This window comes from Gillisia mitskevichiae (assembly GCF_003634585.1).
Classification (GTDB): Bacteria; Bacteroidota; Bacteroidia; order Flavobacteriales; family Flavobacteriaceae; genus Gillisia; species Gillisia mitskevichiae.
Window position 1 is genome coordinate 720,704 of record NZ_RBLG01000002.1, and the last position, 15,633, is coordinate 736,336.

Here is a 15,633-nt window from a genome sequence, read left to right on the forward strand (position 1 = left end):
AATTATAGATTAAAATCCCAAGACATTTCAGGATCGTACATAATAGTTCCGTTTTTTACTTTTAACGGAGACTCAAAATTATTTGTATAAAGGCCACCGGTTCCAAGACCTTGAGGCAATAGAGATTTTTTTGTATAAGTCCATTGGCTTATAGCATTTAAACCCACATTGCTTTCTAAAGCACTAGTTACCCACCAACCAATTTTCATTTCTTCAGCCAATTGTAGCCATTCCTCTGTACCTCTATACCCGCCAATTAAACTTGGCTTAAAAATAATATATTGAGGCTTGATTGTTTGTAGTAAATTCTTCTTGTTTGTTACACCCGTAACTCCTATTAGCTCTTCATCTAATGCAATAGGAATAGGTGTGGTCTCGCATAGTTTCGCCATATCACTAAACTGTCTTTGTTTAATGGGCTGCTCTATGCTATGAATTTTGAATTGACTAAGTTGTTTCAACTTTTCCAAAGCTTCAGATGGAGAAAATGCTCCATTTGCATCTACTCTTAATTCTATTTCTTCAGAAGAAAACTCTGATCTTATAAACTTCAGAAGATCTAATTCAGCATTAAAATCTATCGCACCAATTTTCAACTTTATACATCCGAAACCATTTTTGATCTTTTCTAGGATCTGCTCCTTCATAAAGGCTTTTTCTCCCATCCATACTAAACCATTTATAGGGATAGAAGCATTTCCACTAGTAAATTTAGAAGGGTGTAACACAAAAGGAGTTGAAGCTTCTAACGATCTAAAGGCCATTTCTACACCAAATTGTAGCGAAGGAAAATCCATTAATTGCTCCCAAAGAACATCCACACCTAGAGAGATGTTATCGCAAACCCAAGCAAGTTTCTCTTCGTAATCTGGTCTATCGTCTACGCTTAGAGATCGCAACAGTCCACATTCTCCTATGCCAGCTTTTCCATTAGCAGTTATTATAATGAACCAAGTTTCTTTAGTAGTAAGTACTCCACGCGAAGTTCCGCTAGGGCGTTTAAATTCTAATAGATGTCTGCGGTAAGTTGCCTGCATTGGGAACTAATAAAATAAAATTATAATTCGATACTTTGCCCTATTTCTAATAGCATAAGATCTTTCCCTTTTTCGTAAAATTTACGTTTTGCCTCCTCATGGTCTATTTCTATATATCCAAAAGTATCGTAATGGCATCCAATTATTTTATCACATTCTACAAAATCACTGGCTATTATAGCATCTTCTACCCCCATTGTAAAATTATCACCAATAGGCAAAATTGCCAGATCTAGCTTAGTACTTAGAGGGATAAGCTTCATATCCATGGTTAAGGCGGTATCTCCAGCTATATAAATATTTTTATGCTCTCCTTCTATCACAAATCCGCCGGGTTGGCCACCATAAGAACCGTCTGGAAAAGAACTAGAATGAATTGCATTTACATATTTCAACCTCCCAAACTCAAAATCCCAAGAACCGCCATGGTTCATTGGATGCACTTCAAATCCCTTATTTTCATAATGAGTTGCAATTTCAAAGTTGCTAACAATTATAGCTCCTGTATTCTTTGCAATAGCTTCCGCATCTAAAATATGATCCTGATGTGCATGAGTAAGCAAGATATAATCTGCTTTTAAATCAAGAATATTTATTATGTCTTTAGAGAGTTTATTACCGGTAATAAATGGATCTACTAAAACGCTTAGGTCACCAATTTCTATTCCGAAGGAATTTTGTCCGTAAAAAGTTATAATCATGGGAAACGCATTGAATTTTAATAAAAATAGACATTGAAACAAGATTAAACATCAAGCCAATGTTAAAATTTAGTTCTGGTTTAAATAATTAAACCTATTCCAAATAAAGTTGCTATTGCAAAGGTAGATAAAGCCAAAATTTTAAGTTCTGGATCTAATTTTCGAGGATCCTTATTTAGTACCACTCTCTTTAAATGTAGCAATAAAGGGATAAAAGCTAGTACATAAATAAAATTATTTAGCTCACTAGACATAAGTATACTGAAAATGATTAGAAATAAAATAGCACCTAGAATTAAGCTATAATGATAATTTTTAGCTCTTTTCTCCCCCATCTTAACTACCAGTGTAATTTTACCAGATTTCTCATCAGAGATCCGATCTCTCATATTATTAAGATTTAATACTCCTGCGCTTAACATTCCTATAGCTGCCGCCGGAAGAAGCGCTATCCAATACATTTCTCTGGCATAAAGAAAATAGGTTCCTAATACAGCTACTAGTCCAAAAAAGATAAATACAAACACATCTCCCAAACCTCTATAGCCATAGGCATTGGTGCCTATTGTATATTTTATTGCTGCTACTACTGCACTTACCCCTAAGAGAAAAAAGATGATTGCATACCAAAAATCTTCCTGTCCAAAAGCTGAATAAATTAAAAGTGATGCCATAAGCAAGGTTAAAATTGCCGTTAGCACAATACCTTGTTTCATTTCTTTTTCTGAGATCATTCCGCTTTGCAATGCTCTGGGCGGCCCAACTCTATCTTCATTATCGGTTCCTTTAATACCATCTCCATAATCATTTGCAAAATTGGACAATATCTGCAATCCTAATGTAGTTCCTAAAGCAAGGCTAAAAATTACGACACTAAAATATCCTTCGTGAACTGCGATCGTAGTTCCCACAATAATCCCACTAATAGATAAGGGTAAGGTTCTTAGCCTGGCAGCATGAACCCATGTTTTTAATCCATTCATTTAATTCATTATTTTTACAACTAATTCTTTCAGCAAATCGCCAGCTGGGATATTTGTAGCCCCCACCCCTTTACTTTTCACATCTGTTTCTCTCAAATAAGTGATTATTTGGCTTACCTTTTTCATTGGATAATTTTTAGCAGCCAAAACATAATCTCCCACAAAATAAGGATTCACTTTTAAAACCTTAGCAACGTTAGCTTTAGATTTATCTGCTATCCCATGATATTGTAAAATTTGAGAGAAATAACCAAATAATAAAGAAACTGTTACGACCATAGGGTTGTCTTTGGTGTTTTGTGCAAAGTAATTAATAATTCTATGCGCTTTAACCGTATCGCGCATTCCAATAGCTTTTCTAAGTTCAAAGTTGTTAAAATCTTTACTTATCCCTATATTCTCTTCAATTAATTCTGGAGATATATTAGTTCCTTTAGGAGCTATTAATTGGAGTTTCTGTAATTCATTATCGATCTTACTAAGATCTGTCCCTAAAAATTCCACTAGCATTTGCGATGCTTTTGGAGAAATAGCATATCCACTAGATTTTAGAGTTTTTTGGATCCAATCTGCCACCTGATTTTCATAAAGTCGTTTACTTTCGAAGATCACCCCAGTTTTTGCAACAGATTTATATAGCTTTTTACGTTTATCAATTTTTTTATACTTGTAGCAAACTACTAAAGTAGTGGTGGGCTGAGGGTTGTCTGAATATGCTTCTAACTTTTCAATAGTTCTTGAAAGATCTTGAGCTTCCTTTACAATGATCAATTGCCTCTCGGCCATCATAGGATAGCGCTTGGAATTACTTATTATTTCATCTACAGAAGTATCCCTACCATACATCACCATTTGATTGAAGCCCTTTTCTTCCTCGGGCAAAAGTTGATCTTCTATATAATTTGCAATCTTATCTATATAGTAAGGCTCTTCTCCCATTAAAAAATAAATAGGTTTTACCTGTCCGTTTTTAATTGAAGTAACTATTTGAATTGCGTCTTCCATAAGGGTGTAAGGCAGTTAGGCGAACTTAATTTGAAGCTTTTTCGCCTCAAAAGGAAATAATACTAAAAGGTTTCTCTTAATATACCTCAGGATTAAATCTAAAAATTGCTGAGCTATAACTTTATAATTTTGTTTATTTGAACTGATGCAAAAATTGAATTTTCCGCAATATACATTTCGCTTCAAAAATAGCGAAAATAAAATAGCTGCTTTCGATGAGATCAGGAAAAAGTTTGTAATCCTTACACCAGAAGAATGGGTGAGATTACATACCGTACAATATCTTATTTCAGAAAAAAAATATCCAAAAAGCCTTATTAATGTTGAAAAACAACTAAAAATAGGAAAGCGAATAAAAAGATACGATGTGGTGGTTTATAATTCTGAAGGAGGCATTCATATAATTGTAGAATGCAAAGCTCCTTCCATTAAGATCACCCAAGATACTTTTGATCAAATTGCGAGATACAACATGAGTTTAGACGCCTCTTTTCTAATGGTTACAAATGGTATAGATCATCATTTTTGCCAATTAGATTATGATTTGGAGAAATATCATTTTCTACAAAGCCTTCCTGAATATCAATTATAGCGCCCGGGCTTTAACCTGAATATTATTCTGTTTACTTTTGAAGCCAGATAATAAAAATCAGGATTTAGAATGAAGCAGTCGGTTGCAGTAGTAATATTAAATTGGAATGGGCTGAACCTTTTAAAAGAGTTTCTTCCAGAAGTTGTTAAATATTCCAAAGAAGCCACGGTTTATGTTGCAGATAATGCTTCTACAGATACATCCGTTTCTTTTATTGAAGCTAATTTTCCAGAGGTAAAAATCATTCAGAATAAAATAAATGGTGGCTATGCAAAAGGTTATAATGATGCTTTAGCTGGATTATCTGAAGATATTTTTATTTTATTAAATAGCGATGTAAAGGTAACTCCCAATTGGCTCCTTCCTATTAAGAATATTTTTGAAAATAATAAACAAGTTGCTGCGGTACAACCAAAGATCTTAGACTATAAAAAACCAACTCATTTTGAATATGCAGGAGCCGCTGGTGGCTTTATAGATAAATTTGGTTATCCCTTTTGTAGGGGAAGAATTTTCGATAATCTGGAAGAAGACAATGGGCAATATAATGACGAAATAGAGATCTTCTGGGCAAGTGGTGCATGCTTAGCTATAAAGCGAGAACAATATAATGAGGTTGGCAAATTGGACGAGGATTATTTCTCGCATCAAGAGGAAATTGACATTTGCTGGAGGCTACATAATTACGGATATAAGGTGTTTTACACACCAAAATCTGTGGTGTACCATGTTGGAGGAGCAACTTTAGACAGTATGAACCCAAAGAAGACATATTATAATTTTAGAAATAGCTTATTTAATCTAATAAAAAACGTGCCTTCCAATAAAATAATATTGGTACTTCTTATACGAATGATTTTAGATGGAATAGCAGCAATAAAATTTTTATTCGAATTAAAATTCAACCACTTCACTGCTGTTTTTCAAGCACATATGAGTTTTTATAAGCAATCAAATAAATTCATAAAAAAGCGAAAAAAACTTCCCAAGAAAGATAATTATTATTCAAAAATTTCCGTTGTTTGCCGAAATTATGGATTGGGACAAAAAAAATATTCCGATTTTTAATGTTTCAAGGCAAAAACTAGTATATGGGCACTAATTTTGATAGCTTTGAACAAATCTAACAATTAAATTTTACAACAAATTATGAAGAAAATCATGTTACTTACGGCTACAGCCGCTTTATTACTTTCTTCTTGTGTGTCACAGAAGAAATACGCTGAACTAGAAACCCTACAAAAAGAAACAAGTGATCAGTTAAACACTGCGACCGTAAAACTGAATTCTTGTTTAGATGAAAAAGATAGACTAGGAGAACAAATTAAAACCCTTAATAATCAGAATTCTGCATTATTAAACAATGTTGGAAACTTGGCAACTCTTTCTACGAAAGAAGCATCTAACCTTGAAAAATCTTTAGAGAGCATCAAGGAAAAAGACATGAAGATCCAACGTATGCAAGATGCTATTACTAAGAAAGATTCTGTGACTTTAGCTTTAGTTACTAGTCTTAAAGGAGTTCTTGGAAATATGAATGATGAAGACATTAGTATTAATGTTGAAAAAGGTGTTGTTTACGTATCTATTTCAGATAAATTATTATTTGAAAGCGGTAAATACAATGTAACTTCTCGTGCTAAAGAAGTATTAGGAAAAGTTGCAACTGTAGTGAAAAACAAACCAGAAATTGAATTTATGGTTGAAGGTCACACAGATGATCAAGCAATGAAAGGTGGAGTAATTGAAGACAACTGGGATTTAAGTGTTAAGCGCGCTACTTCTGTTGTAAGAATTCTTCAAAATGAATTTGGTGTTCCTCCAGAAAGAATGACTGCAGCAGGTAGAAGTTACTACATTCCTGTAGCATCTAACGCTTCAGCTGAAGGACGTTCTAAAAACAGACGTACAAGAATTGTAATCTTACCTAAATTAGATCAATTTTACAATCTTATTGAGCAAGGAATGAAAGAAGCTAAATAAGCTGACTCATTTTTAAATAAAAAAAAGCCTCGCAATTGCGAGGCTTTTTTCATTTAAAGAATTTACGTGATTAAGAAGAGTAGACAATCCGTATGAATCTTATTACTAAAAATCAATTAACCCAAATAGTAATTATCTTAAGCTGTATAATTATTTAACAATTGTATTAGCCTTAACTTCATATATTTATAATAAATTAACTCATTGTTAACTTATTATAAAATTAAATGAAAAAAATTAAAAACCTTTTGATGTTTTTAGCGCTTGGGGCTGCTATCACTTCCTGTGAAAAAGAAAACTTAGATCAACCATCTACTGATGCAAATGCGAGCTCTGCTAAATTTGCTTCTGAATTAGTTTTAAATCCCAATACAAATAAAAGTAGTGCACTTGAAACAAGTGAAAATATAGGAGACCCCATGAGAAATGCGGTTACACCTAGCGAATGTGGTCCAACTCAGTTTTCTGCAGTACAAAGAATTTACATTAATCAAATTATTGCAGATCCAATTGCTTTGTTTGAAGCACAAGACGGTTTCTATAGTTTAATAAACAGGTATTATTCTTGGTTTTTAAATGATGTTCCACAATATTTTGGAGAGGATGGTAAATACACTTCTTTAATGGTAAAACGTCAAAGAGAGCTAAAATCTTTCTGGGATATGCCGGTTGAAATTAAAGTGAATGGACAACATACAGCAAATCTTAACGATAGTGATGTTTGGGAAGAAACTTTAACCACGTTTTTTGGTTACACCCAAGAAGATGGATCTTTTGTATATATAACTGCTGAAGAAGCTAAGGAAATCGCTGATTATTACTTGAGCTTAAATGAACTTTCAACAAATTTACCTGAAAATCCTTATTTCGCAACAGATGGATTTGCTTCTTCTAACAGAACAGTTGTAATTGGTGATGGTTTAGTGAGGTGGCTAGCTGAAGCTGGAATTGACGAAGGGATTGTATGGTCTGGAATTTTGGCTCATGAATGGGCTCATCAAATTCAGTTCATTAAAAGACCTATCTGGTATCCAGCAGGTGCAGATCCAGATGCTGCTACCGCTACTAGATATACCGAATTGGAAGCAGATTTTATGGCAGCATATTACATGACTCACAAACGAGGAGCTACTTACAATCAAAAACGTGTTGAAGAGTTTTTCAACCTTTTCTTCCAAATTGGAGATTGTGGATTTACTAGCGCTGGTCACCATGGAACTCCATTGCAAAGAATGGCTGCAGCAAACTTAGGATTCAATCTTGCAAGTCAAGCTCAAAAACAAGGACATATTTTAACGCAACAAGAAGCACATGAATATTTTGTAGCGAACATTGCATCAATCTTATAATATTGAAACTTTATAATTAAAAAAGCCTCGCAATTGCGAGGCTTTTTTTTATGCTTGATCGCTAAATATTAACTCTTTAAAAAGTTAATTAGAATCTTATTGAATTGTTTTTTATGAGTAAATATCAAACCATGAGGTGCACCTTTAATTTCCTCATATTTTGCATTGGAAATTAAATCTTTACTTTTCTTAGCAGACACTTCTATAGGAACGATCTCATCTGCATCTCCATGAACCACAAGAGTGGGTACATCAAATTTCTTTAAATCTTTTCTGAAATCTGTAAGACCAAAGGAATCTACACAATCTATAGTAGCTTTTGGAGAAGCATTACATGCAATACTCCAATTTAAATGAACCTGCTCTTTACTTATTTTTTCTTTATTATCTGAATAACTAACAAACTTGTCTCCAAAACCTACTAAAAATCCCGCTCTATCTTCTCTAATATTTTTTTGGAATCCTTCAAAAACCTCTTTGTCTAATCCTTCTGGATTATCACTTGTTTTAAGCATAAATGGAGGAACTGCCGAAATAAGTGCAGCTTTTGCAATCTCGCTGGTTCCGTAGTTTCCTATGTATCTAGCTACTTCTCCTCCACCCATAGAAAATCCAACTATAATTGAATCGGAAAGACTTAAATGATCAATTAAATTTTTGAGATCCAAAGCTAAGGTTTCATAATCATAATTACCCCAAGGCTTATCACTTTCTCCAAAACCTCTTCTGTCATAAGTAATGCACCTAAACCCCGCATTTACAATTTCTTCTATTTGGTATTCCCACATTCTATGACTTAATGGCCAACCGTGTATCAAGATTACTGGCTGTCCTGTACCAAAGTCTTCATAAAATATATTTACTTCTTCAGTAGCTGTTTTAGACTTAAAATAACTCATCCCTTTCTGTATTTATTAAACTTTACAGCTAAAGTTAATTTTTCAAAAGGTATCTTAAAAATAATCGAACAGGTTTAATAAGCAATTAACTATTTATCCAAATATTTACATAAGCTCTATACTTCCTTTTCCTTCTCTTATTATTTCTGGCTCATCACCAGTTAAATCTACTACAGTGGAAGCTATATTGTCTCCGTAACCCCCATCTATTACAAGATCTACAAGCTTATCCCATTTTTCTAGGATCAACTCTGGATCTGTGGTGTATTCAATTACCTCATCTTCATCTTTAATGGATGTAGACACTATAGGATTTCCCAACTCTCTCACTATAGCGCGACAAATATTATTATCTGGCACTCTAATCCCGACAGTTTTCTTTTTCTTAAATACATTTGGAAGGTTATTATTCCCTGGAAGGATAAAAGTAAATGGACCAGGCAAATTCCTTTTTAGGAGTTTAAAAGTCGGAGAACTTATTTGTTTTACATAATCTGATAGATTACTCAGGTCTTCACAAATAAAAGAGAAATTAGCTTTATCTAGCTTCACTTGTTTTATTTGTGCTATTCGCTCTAAAGCACTTGTATTTGTAATATCGCAACCAAGACCATATACAGTATCTGTAGGATAAATAATCAAACCTCCTTTTCTTAATACATCAACAACTTTCTTGATATCTTTTGGATTCGGGTTTTCCTCGTAAATTCTAATTAAACTAGCCATACTTCTATTCTTTCTAAGTTGAAAAATAACAAATTACTAAAAGGATACCGGATGTTTCAGACAAACATCAAATGGCTACAATAAATTGTAGCTCCATCACATTTTATGATTGTAAATCCTTTATAATTAAGTTGAAATACCATATTTAAAATCTATTCTAAATGTGTCACTTCACTTTCAAGTTTTAAAACCTCGTCACCATCTTCCTGTTCTATCAACAATGCCTTATCTCCTTCTTCCCCATTTCTGGTTATTTCACTTCCTTTGATAGTTCGAGTAACCTTTTCTGAAAATGTTTCAATTACCTTCCCTTTAGCTTCACCAGATCCCCATTTCCATTTTACGTTGCTTCCTTTTCGAATCATCTCTTATAAAATTATTAAAATATAATGGTAATTTAAAAGTTCAAAATCAAGAAAGCAACTTCAACTTTGCAAATCTTAATAATAGCTTTTTTACCCCACCATTTTCAAAATTTATTTCAGCTTTTTTATCTTGGCCAACACCATCTATATTCAATACTTTACCTTTTCCAAACCGAATGTGTTCAACCTCATTTCCTGCTTCCAGTTTTACAGTATCCTTAATAGATGCTGTTGGATAATCTGTAGTAGTTGGCCTAAGTTTTCTTAGCTTTCTTAGTTGTTCTTCATTAGGTTTATGTGCTGGTGGAGGCGTGCCAGATTTTGGTTTGGATTGCCTGAACTTACTCTTATCTACATCTCCAAATATATCGAGATCCATAAGTGGTTTATATTTATAATCCTCCTGAGGAATCATATAATTCATATAAACTTCATCTATTTCCTCAATAAACCTGCTAGGTTCGGCATCTACTAATTTTCCCCATCTATAACGAGATTGCGTGTAAGTTAAATAGGCTTGTTTCTCTGCTCTAGTAAGTGCTACATAAAACAATCTTCGCTCTTCCTCTAGTTCAGAGCGAGTACTCATACTCATTCCAGATGGAAAAAGATCTTCCTCCATTCCAACTATATAAACATATGGAAATTCCAGACCTTTTGCTAAATGTATGGTCATAAGTGCAACGTGATCTTCATTTGTCTCTTTGTCCATATCTGTTGCCAAAGCAACATCTTCTAAAAATTCAGCTAAAGATCCCGATGCATCAGCCAATTCTTCCTGACCTTCAACAAAATCTTTAATCCCGTTTAATAACTCTTCAATATTTTCAATTTTCGCTATTCCTTCAGGAGTGCCATCTTTTTTAAGTTCTTGAACGAGTCCAGTCTTCTTAGCAACCGTATCTGCCACCACAAAAGCATCAGCGTTTTCAGTAAGAATTTTGAAGCTCTTGATCATGTTAACAAAATTTGTCAACTTATTTCTGGTTCCAGAATTTATTTTAAGATCTAAATGATCTAGATTTTCAATGATCTCGAAAACTGATTTACTGTATAGATTTGCAGCAATGGTTAACTTATCTATAGTAGTAGATCCTATTCCTCTCGCCGGGAAATTAATGATTCTCTTTAAAGCTTCTTCGTCATTAGGATTTACCAGCAATCTTAAATAGGACAAAACATCCTTGATCTCCTTACGCTGATAAAAGGAAAGACCTCCATATATTCTATAAGGAATTTCTCTTTTTCTAAGGGCATCCTCCATTGCCCTACTCTGGGCGTTGGTTCTATACAAGATCGCAAAATCGCCATTGTTCATTTGCTTTTGCATCTTATTCTCAAAAATAGAACTGGCTACATATCTTCCTTCATCTCCATCTGTAAGCAATCTATTAACAACGATTTTTGGTCCGTCGTCGTTTGCAGTCCAAACTACTTTATCTAGTTTGGTTTTATTCTTTTCTATAATAGAGTTTGCCGCATTTACAATATTTTTAGTAGAACGATAATTTTGTTCCAAACGATACATCTGCACATTATCGTAATCTTTCTGAAAATTTAAAATATTGTTGATATTCGCTCCACGGAAAGCATAAATACTCTGCGCATCATCCCCTACTACACATATATTCTGAAATTTATCTGAAAGTGCTTTTACAATCAAATATTGTGAGTGATTTGTATCTTGATACTCATCTACTAAAATATATCTAAAACGATTCTGATATTTCTGAAGCACTTCTGGAAACCTGTTTAAAAGCTCATTAGTTTTCAGCAATAAATCATCAAAGTCCATAGCCCCTGCTTTGAAACAGCGTTCTACATAATTTTTGTAGATATCTCCTAACCTTGGCTTTTTAGCCATTGCATCGGCTTCCCTCAATTCAGGGTTTTGAAAATAAGCCTTAACAGTGATCAAGCTATTTTTATAGGAGGAGATTCTAGAATAGACCTGCTTATATTTATAGATGTCTTTATCTAATCCCATTTCTTTAATGATCGCAGAAATAAGCCGTTGCGAATCTTGAGTATCGTAAATCGTAAAATTAGAGGGATATCCAAGTTTATCTGCCTCCACCCGCAACATTTTAGCGAATATGGAGTGAAAAGTACCCATCCACAAATTCTTCGCTTCACTACTTCCAACGATCTGGGAGATCCTTTTCTTCATTTCCCTCGCTGCCTTGTTAGTAAAAGTTAGCGAAAGAATATTAAAAGGGTCTACCCCTTTACTCATTAAATAAGCAATTCTGTAGGTAAGAACCCTTGTTTTTCCAGACCCTGCTCCTGCTATCACTATCATTGCCCCATCTTTTTGAAGAACGGGGGCCCGTTGGGCATCGTTTAATTCTGCTAAATAAGATTCCAAATTTATCCTTTATTTTAAGCCGTGAATTTAACCAATTAAGCCGTACTTTAAAACTCCTTTTGGTCTTACTTTTAAACAAAGAGTCTGCAAATTATGACATACCTTATATTTTAAATATATTTAACTTTGGAAAAAATTCGCGATAATAAGAATAACCAAGCTTAGATGTTTAAAAAGTACTTTTGTTTAATTGCCCTCATGATCACCTTCAGTAATTATGCTCAAGAAGCTCATAAAGGAGATGTAATACCAGATTATGGGAAAATCTATTCTGTAAACAATCCCGATTTTAAAACGGATACCACTGCTCAATTCAAAGCAGTATTTGATGTAGCAAGAAATTTTGATGATCCGGCTAAGCCAAATGCCCTTATTGAAACTGTCGCCAGGTATATTAACATGCACCGCGAAGCAAGAGTTCCTTCAGAAAAAATAAAAGTTGCCTTGGTAATTCATGGATCCGCTTTTAGTGATATTTTAAAAAATGAATTTTATCAGGAGAAATTTCCCGAAATAAATATAAATCCAAATGCCGAATTAATATCTCAATTATCAGATCATGGAGTACAGGTAATACTTTGTGGTCAGACAGCAGCTCATAGAAAGATCACCAAAGCTGAAGCACTTCCCGAGATTAAAGTAGCATTGTCTGCAATGACGGCCTTGGTTCAACTACAAAATGAGGGATACCAACTTATAAGTTTCTAAGTTAAAACACACATTATGAAATATAGCTTTTTATGCCTGTCTTTACTATTTACACTAGGAATTCAAGCTCAAATGCAACCCGATCTAGAATCTCAGATCAACGATATAGAATCTCAAGTGATAGAATGGCGTAGAGATTTTCATGAACATCCTGAACTTTCTAATCGTGAATTCAAGACTGCTGAAAAAATTGCAAAACATCTTAAAAGTTTAGGTTTAGAAGTGCAAACAGGAGTTGCTAAGACAGGTGTTGTTGGAATTTTAAAAGGAGACAATCCAGGAAAAGTAGTTGCTTTAAGGGCAGATATAGATGCATTACCAGTAACCGAAAGAAATGAACTGCCATTTAAATCTAAGGTTACTACAGAGTTTTTAGGGAAAACTACAGGAGTAATGCATGCTTGTGGTCATGATACTCATACGGCTATTCTTATGGGAGTTGCAGAAATTCTTTCTAAGAATAAAGATAAAATAAACGGCACTGTAAAATTCATTTTTCAACCCGCAGAAGAAGGTCCGCCCCCAGGAGAAAAAGGAGGAGCTTCGGTAATGATCACAGAAGGAGTTCTTAAAAACCCAGATGTGGATGCTATTTTTGGGTTGCATATAAATTCTGGAACACCAGTGGGAACAATTCGCTATAAACCAGAAGGAACAATGGCTGCAGTAGAGCGATTTGTAATCAATGTAAAAGGAAAGCAAACTCATGGTTCTGCCCCTTGGAGCGGTACAGATCCTATTTTAATTTCAGCAAAGATCATTGATGGATTACAAACTATTATAAGCCGTGACTCCAAACTGGTAGATGGAGCTGCAGTAATTTCCGTTGGAAAAATAACCAGTGGTGTACGTTTTAATATTATTCCGGAATCTGCGGAGTTAATAGGGACCATTAGAACCTTGGATGCCGATATGAAAGCCGTGATCCTTAAAAGAATGAGTGAAATGGTACCTGCAATTGCAAAGGCTTACGGCGGGGATGCTACTATAGAATTTCAGAATAATACCGCAATAACCTACAACGATCCGGATCTTACAAATAAGATGTTACCAACATTACAAAATATTGCAGGAAAAGATAAGGTAGAATTAGTAAAAGCTACAACCGGAGGAGAAGATTTCTCTTTCTTTCAAGAGGTAATACCTGGATTTTATTTCTTTTTAGGAGGACAAACACCTGGCGAGACATTATCTGCTCCACATCATACTCCAGACTTTTTTATTGATGAAAGCGGAATGTTACTAGGTGTAAAAGTGATGTCTCAATTAGCTTTAGACTATTTAAACAATTAGCATGAACGATGTATTAAATTTCATAGGAAGTATTCCTTGGTGGGGATGGATTATAATTTTCTTAGTAATTGTCGCAATTAAAGATATCTTCTTTAGCAAAGAACATATTATAAAACACAACTTCCCAATAGTTGGCCATCTGCGATACTTTCTAGAGAGCATAGGCCCAGAATTAAGGCAGTATATTGTTGCCAGTGACAGGGAAGAACTTCCGTTTAATAGAAACGAACGAGGCTGGATCTATGCTTCAGCTAAGAATGAGAATAATTATGAAGGTTTTGGTACAGATGAGGATATTTATAGAACTAATTACATTTTTATAAATAATTCTATGCTTGCCTATAAGCTGGAAAGGAATCATCCAAATGCAGAACACCCATATTTTATTGCCTGTGCAAAAGTGATGGGATCCTTTAATAAACGAAGAAGACCATATAGACCAGCTTCTATAATTAATGTGTCGGCTATGAGTTTTGGTTCTCTTTCTGCCAAGGCCGTAGAGTCTTTAAATAAAGGATGTCTAATAGCTAATTCGTATCACAATACGGGAGAGGGAGGACTTTCCCCATATCATAAAATGGGAGCAGATGTTGTTTTTCATTTTGGAACCGGATATTTTGGAGTTCGTGGAGATGACGGGAATTTCTCTATGGAAAAAATGGTGAAATTAGTTCAGGATAACCCACAGATAAGAGCTATTGAAGTAAAATTGTCTCAGGGTGCCAAGCCAGGAAAAGGTGGAGTTTTACCAGCTTCCAAAATCACTAAAGAAATTGCAGAAATAAGACATGTGCCTTTGGGTAAAGACGTTTTATCACCTCCAACTCATTCAGCATTTAGTAATGTGCCAGAAATGGTAGATTTTGTTGAAAAAATTGCAGAGGCAACTGGCTTGCCTGTGGGAATTAAATCGGCTATTGGTCAATTAAAACAATGGGAGGAATTAGCCAGCATAATGAAGGAAACAAATCGCGGTCCAGACTTTATCACTGTAGATGGCGGAGAAGGTGGTACCGGTGCTGCACCTCCAAGTTTTGCAGATCATGTTTCCTTACCCTTTATTAATGCCTTTACAGATTTGTACAACGTTTTTCAGAAAGAAGGAATTACAGAGAGAATTGTATTTATAGCAAGTGGAAAACTTGGTTTTCCAGCAAAAGCAGCTATGGCTTTCGCAATGGGAGCTGACTCTATAAATGTTGCTCGAGAGGCGATGATGAGCATTGGCTGTATTCAAGCGCAATCTTGCCATAATAACACCTGCCCAACTGGAATAACCACTCATAATAAATGGCTACAGGCAGGTATTAATGTGAAAGATAAAGCTGAAAGAGTGAATTTTTATTTCGCTAAATTCAAAAAAGAACTGCTCGAGATCACTCACGCCTGTGGGTATGAACATCCATCTCAATTTACCATGGATGATGTCGATATTAATTTAAGTGATAAGAATATAACAAAAACACTGGCTTCTACGTTTGCATATCATAAAACTCCAGTACCATTTAGCTCGGTTCAAGAACATATGGATTGTCCACATTTGGGCGGAACATTTTCTAAAGGAAAAGAAGTAAAAACTAAAGAAGCAGATACCGAAGAAACATCTGTATACGATACCAATTAA

15 protein-coding genes are annotated in these 15,633 nt (G+C 34.5%); 7 read left to right on the top strand and 8 right to left on the bottom strand.

Annotation, left to right across the window (positions count from 1 at the left end; all coding sequences use genetic code 11):
• Positions 1 to 2 precede the first annotated feature (2 nt).
• The 4 genes from BC962_RS09060 to holA form a co-directional block, all read right to left on the bottom strand.
• Complete coding sequence (locus BC962_RS09060) at positions 3 to 1,037, bottom strand: o-succinylbenzoate synthase (RefSeq protein ID WP_121345668.1); 1,035 nt, start codon at positions 1,035 to 1,037, stop codon at positions 3 to 5.
• Positions 1,038 to 1,057: 20 nt separating this feature from the next.
• A complete protein-coding gene (locus tag BC962_RS09065; protein WP_121345669.1) occupies positions 1,058 to 1,738 on the bottom strand; it encodes a metal-dependent hydrolase in 681 nt (226 codons plus the stop codon).
• Positions 1,739 to 1,818: 80 nt separating this feature from the next.
• Positions 1,819 to 2,721 carry a 1,4-dihydroxy-2-naphthoate octaprenyltransferase gene (gene menA / locus BC962_RS09070; protein WP_121345670.1) on the bottom strand — a complete coding sequence of 301 codons (903 nt, stop codon included), beginning with the start codon at positions 2,719 to 2,721 and terminating at the stop codon, positions 1,819 to 1,821.
• Positions 2,722 to 3,726, bottom strand: coding sequence for a DNA polymerase III subunit delta (gene holA / locus BC962_RS09075; protein WP_121345671.1), 1,005 nt, complete (start codon positions 3,724 to 3,726; stop codon positions 2,722 to 2,724).
• Positions 3,727 to 3,871: 145 nt separating this feature from the next.
• Here holA and BC962_RS09080 point away from each other — a divergent pair, with 145 nt between their 5' ends.
• The 4 genes from BC962_RS09080 to BC962_RS09095 all read left to right on the top strand — a co-directional run bounded on the left by BC962_RS09080 (position 3,872) and on the right by BC962_RS09095 (position 7,650).
• Positions 3,872 to 4,318 (top strand): type I restriction enzyme HsdR N-terminal domain-containing protein, encoded by a 447-nt coding sequence (locus BC962_RS09080; RefSeq protein ID WP_121345672.1) that lies wholly within the window; start codon positions 3,872 to 3,874, stop codon positions 4,316 to 4,318.
• Positions 4,319 to 4,387: 69 nt separating this feature from the next.
• On the top strand, positions 4,388 to 5,386 hold the full coding sequence (locus tag BC962_RS09085) for a glycosyltransferase family 2 protein (protein WP_121345673.1): 999 nt from the start codon (positions 4,388 to 4,390) through the stop codon (positions 5,384 to 5,386).
• An 81-nt stretch (positions 5,387 to 5,467) separates the two neighbouring features.
• Positions 5,468 to 6,301, top strand: coding sequence for an OmpA/MotB family protein (locus BC962_RS09090; protein WP_121345674.1), 834 nt, complete (start codon positions 5,468 to 5,470; stop codon positions 6,299 to 6,301).
• A 227-nt stretch (positions 6,302 to 6,528) separates the two neighbouring features.
• Positions 6,529 to 7,650: a hypothetical protein gene (locus BC962_RS09095; protein WP_121345675.1), complete on the top strand. Its 1,122-nt coding sequence runs from the start codon at positions 6,529 to 6,531 to the stop codon at positions 7,648 to 7,650.
• 68 nt (positions 7,651 to 7,718) lie between these two features.
• On the opposite strand, the gene BC962_RS09100 is transcribed toward BC962_RS09095, so the two are convergent.
• The 4 genes from BC962_RS09100 to BC962_RS09115 all read right to left on the bottom strand — a co-directional run bounded on the left by BC962_RS09100 (position 7,719) and on the right by BC962_RS09115 (position 12,008).
• The gene (locus BC962_RS09100; protein ID WP_121345676.1) at positions 7,719 to 8,549 is read right to left on the bottom strand and encodes an alpha/beta fold hydrolase; all 831 of its coding nucleotides are present in this window, start codon (positions 8,547 to 8,549) and stop codon (positions 7,719 to 7,721) included.
• A gap of 105 nt (positions 8,550 to 8,654) precedes the next feature.
• The gene (locus tag BC962_RS09105; protein WP_121345677.1) at positions 8,655 to 9,275 is read right to left on the bottom strand and encodes an L-threonylcarbamoyladenylate synthase; all 621 of its coding nucleotides are present in this window, start codon (positions 9,273 to 9,275) and stop codon (positions 8,655 to 8,657) included.
• A 152-nt stretch (positions 9,276 to 9,427) separates the two neighbouring features.
• Complete coding sequence (locus BC962_RS09110; protein WP_121345678.1) at positions 9,428 to 9,640, bottom strand: hypervirulence associated TUDOR domain-containing protein; 213 nt, start codon at positions 9,638 to 9,640, stop codon at positions 9,428 to 9,430.
• 46 nt (positions 9,641 to 9,686) lie between these two features.
• Entirely contained in the window at positions 9,687 to 12,008 is a 2,322-nt protein-coding gene (locus tag BC962_RS09115; RefSeq protein WP_121345679.1) for an ATP-dependent helicase, read from the bottom strand.
• A 198-nt stretch (positions 12,009 to 12,206) separates the two neighbouring features.
• Here BC962_RS09115 and BC962_RS09120 point away from each other — a divergent pair, with 198 nt between their 5' ends.
• Genes BC962_RS09120 through BC962_RS09130 form a run of 3 tightly spaced genes read left to right on the top strand, consistent with a single transcriptional unit; the run spans position 12,207 to position 15,633 of the window.
• Positions 12,207 to 12,716, top strand: a complete 510-nt coding sequence (locus BC962_RS09120) for a DsrE family protein (RefSeq protein ID WP_183075479.1) — start codon at positions 12,207 to 12,209, stop codon at positions 12,714 to 12,716.
• A gap of 15 nt (positions 12,717 to 12,731) precedes the next feature.
• Positions 12,732 to 14,009, top strand: a complete 1,278-nt coding sequence (locus BC962_RS09125) for an amidohydrolase (RefSeq protein ID WP_121345681.1) — start codon at positions 12,732 to 12,734, stop codon at positions 14,007 to 14,009.
• A gap of 1 nt (position 14,010) precedes the next feature.
• Positions 14,011 to 15,633: an FMN-binding glutamate synthase family protein gene (locus BC962_RS09130; protein ID WP_121345682.1), complete on the top strand. Its 1,623-nt coding sequence runs from the start codon at positions 14,011 to 14,013 to the stop codon at positions 15,631 to 15,633.

What these genes read in the sequence shown, in the direction of transcription:
- BC962_RS09100 (WP_121345676.1), bottom strand. Translation starts at nt 8,549, where the DNA reads ATGAGTTATTTTAAGTCTAAAACAGCTACTGAAGAAGTAAATATATTT.
- BC962_RS09085 (WP_121345673.1), top strand. Translation starts at nt 4,388, where the DNA reads ATGAAGCAGTCGGTTGCAGTAGTAATATTAAATTGGAATGGGCTGAAC.
- BC962_RS09105 (WP_121345677.1), bottom strand. Translation starts at nt 9,275, where the DNA reads ATGGCTAGTTTAATTAGAATTTACGAGGAAAACCCGAATCCAAAAGAT.
- BC962_RS09120 (WP_183075479.1), top strand. Translation starts at nt 12,207, where the DNA reads ATGATCACCTTCAGTAATTATGCTCAAGAAGCTCATAAAGGAGATGTA.
- menA (WP_121345670.1), bottom strand. Translation starts at nt 2,721, where the DNA reads ATGAATGGATTAAAAACATGGGTTCATGCTGCCAGGCTAAGAACCTTA.
- BC962_RS09090 (WP_121345674.1), top strand. Translation starts at nt 5,468, where the DNA reads ATGAAGAAAATCATGTTACTTACGGCTACAGCCGCTTTATTACTTTCT.
- BC962_RS09130 (WP_121345682.1), top strand. Translation starts at nt 14,011, where the DNA reads ATGAACGATGTATTAAATTTCATAGGAAGTATTCCTTGGTGGGGATGG.
- BC962_RS09060 (WP_121345668.1), bottom strand. Translation starts at nt 1,037, where the DNA reads ATGCAGGCAACTTACCGCAGACATCTATTAGAATTTAAACGCCCTAGC.
- BC962_RS09095 (WP_121345675.1), top strand. Translation starts at nt 6,529, where the DNA reads ATGAAAAAAATTAAAAACCTTTTGATGTTTTTAGCGCTTGGGGCTGCT.
- BC962_RS09065 (WP_121345669.1), bottom strand. Translation starts at nt 1,738, where the DNA reads ATGATTATAACTTTTTACGGACAAAATTCCTTCGGAATAGAAATTGGT.
- holA (WP_121345671.1), bottom strand. Translation starts at nt 3,726, where the DNA reads ATGGAAGACGCAATTCAAATAGTTACTTCAATTAAAAACGGACAGGTA.
- BC962_RS09110 (WP_121345678.1), bottom strand. Translation starts at nt 9,640, where the DNA reads ATGATTCGAAAAGGAAGCAACGTAAAATGGAAATGGGGATCTGGTGAA.
- BC962_RS09125 (WP_121345681.1), top strand. Translation starts at nt 12,732, where the DNA reads ATGAAATATAGCTTTTTATGCCTGTCTTTACTATTTACACTAGGAATT.
- BC962_RS09080 (WP_121345672.1), top strand. Translation starts at nt 3,872, where the DNA reads ATGCAAAAATTGAATTTTCCGCAATATACATTTCGCTTCAAAAATAGC.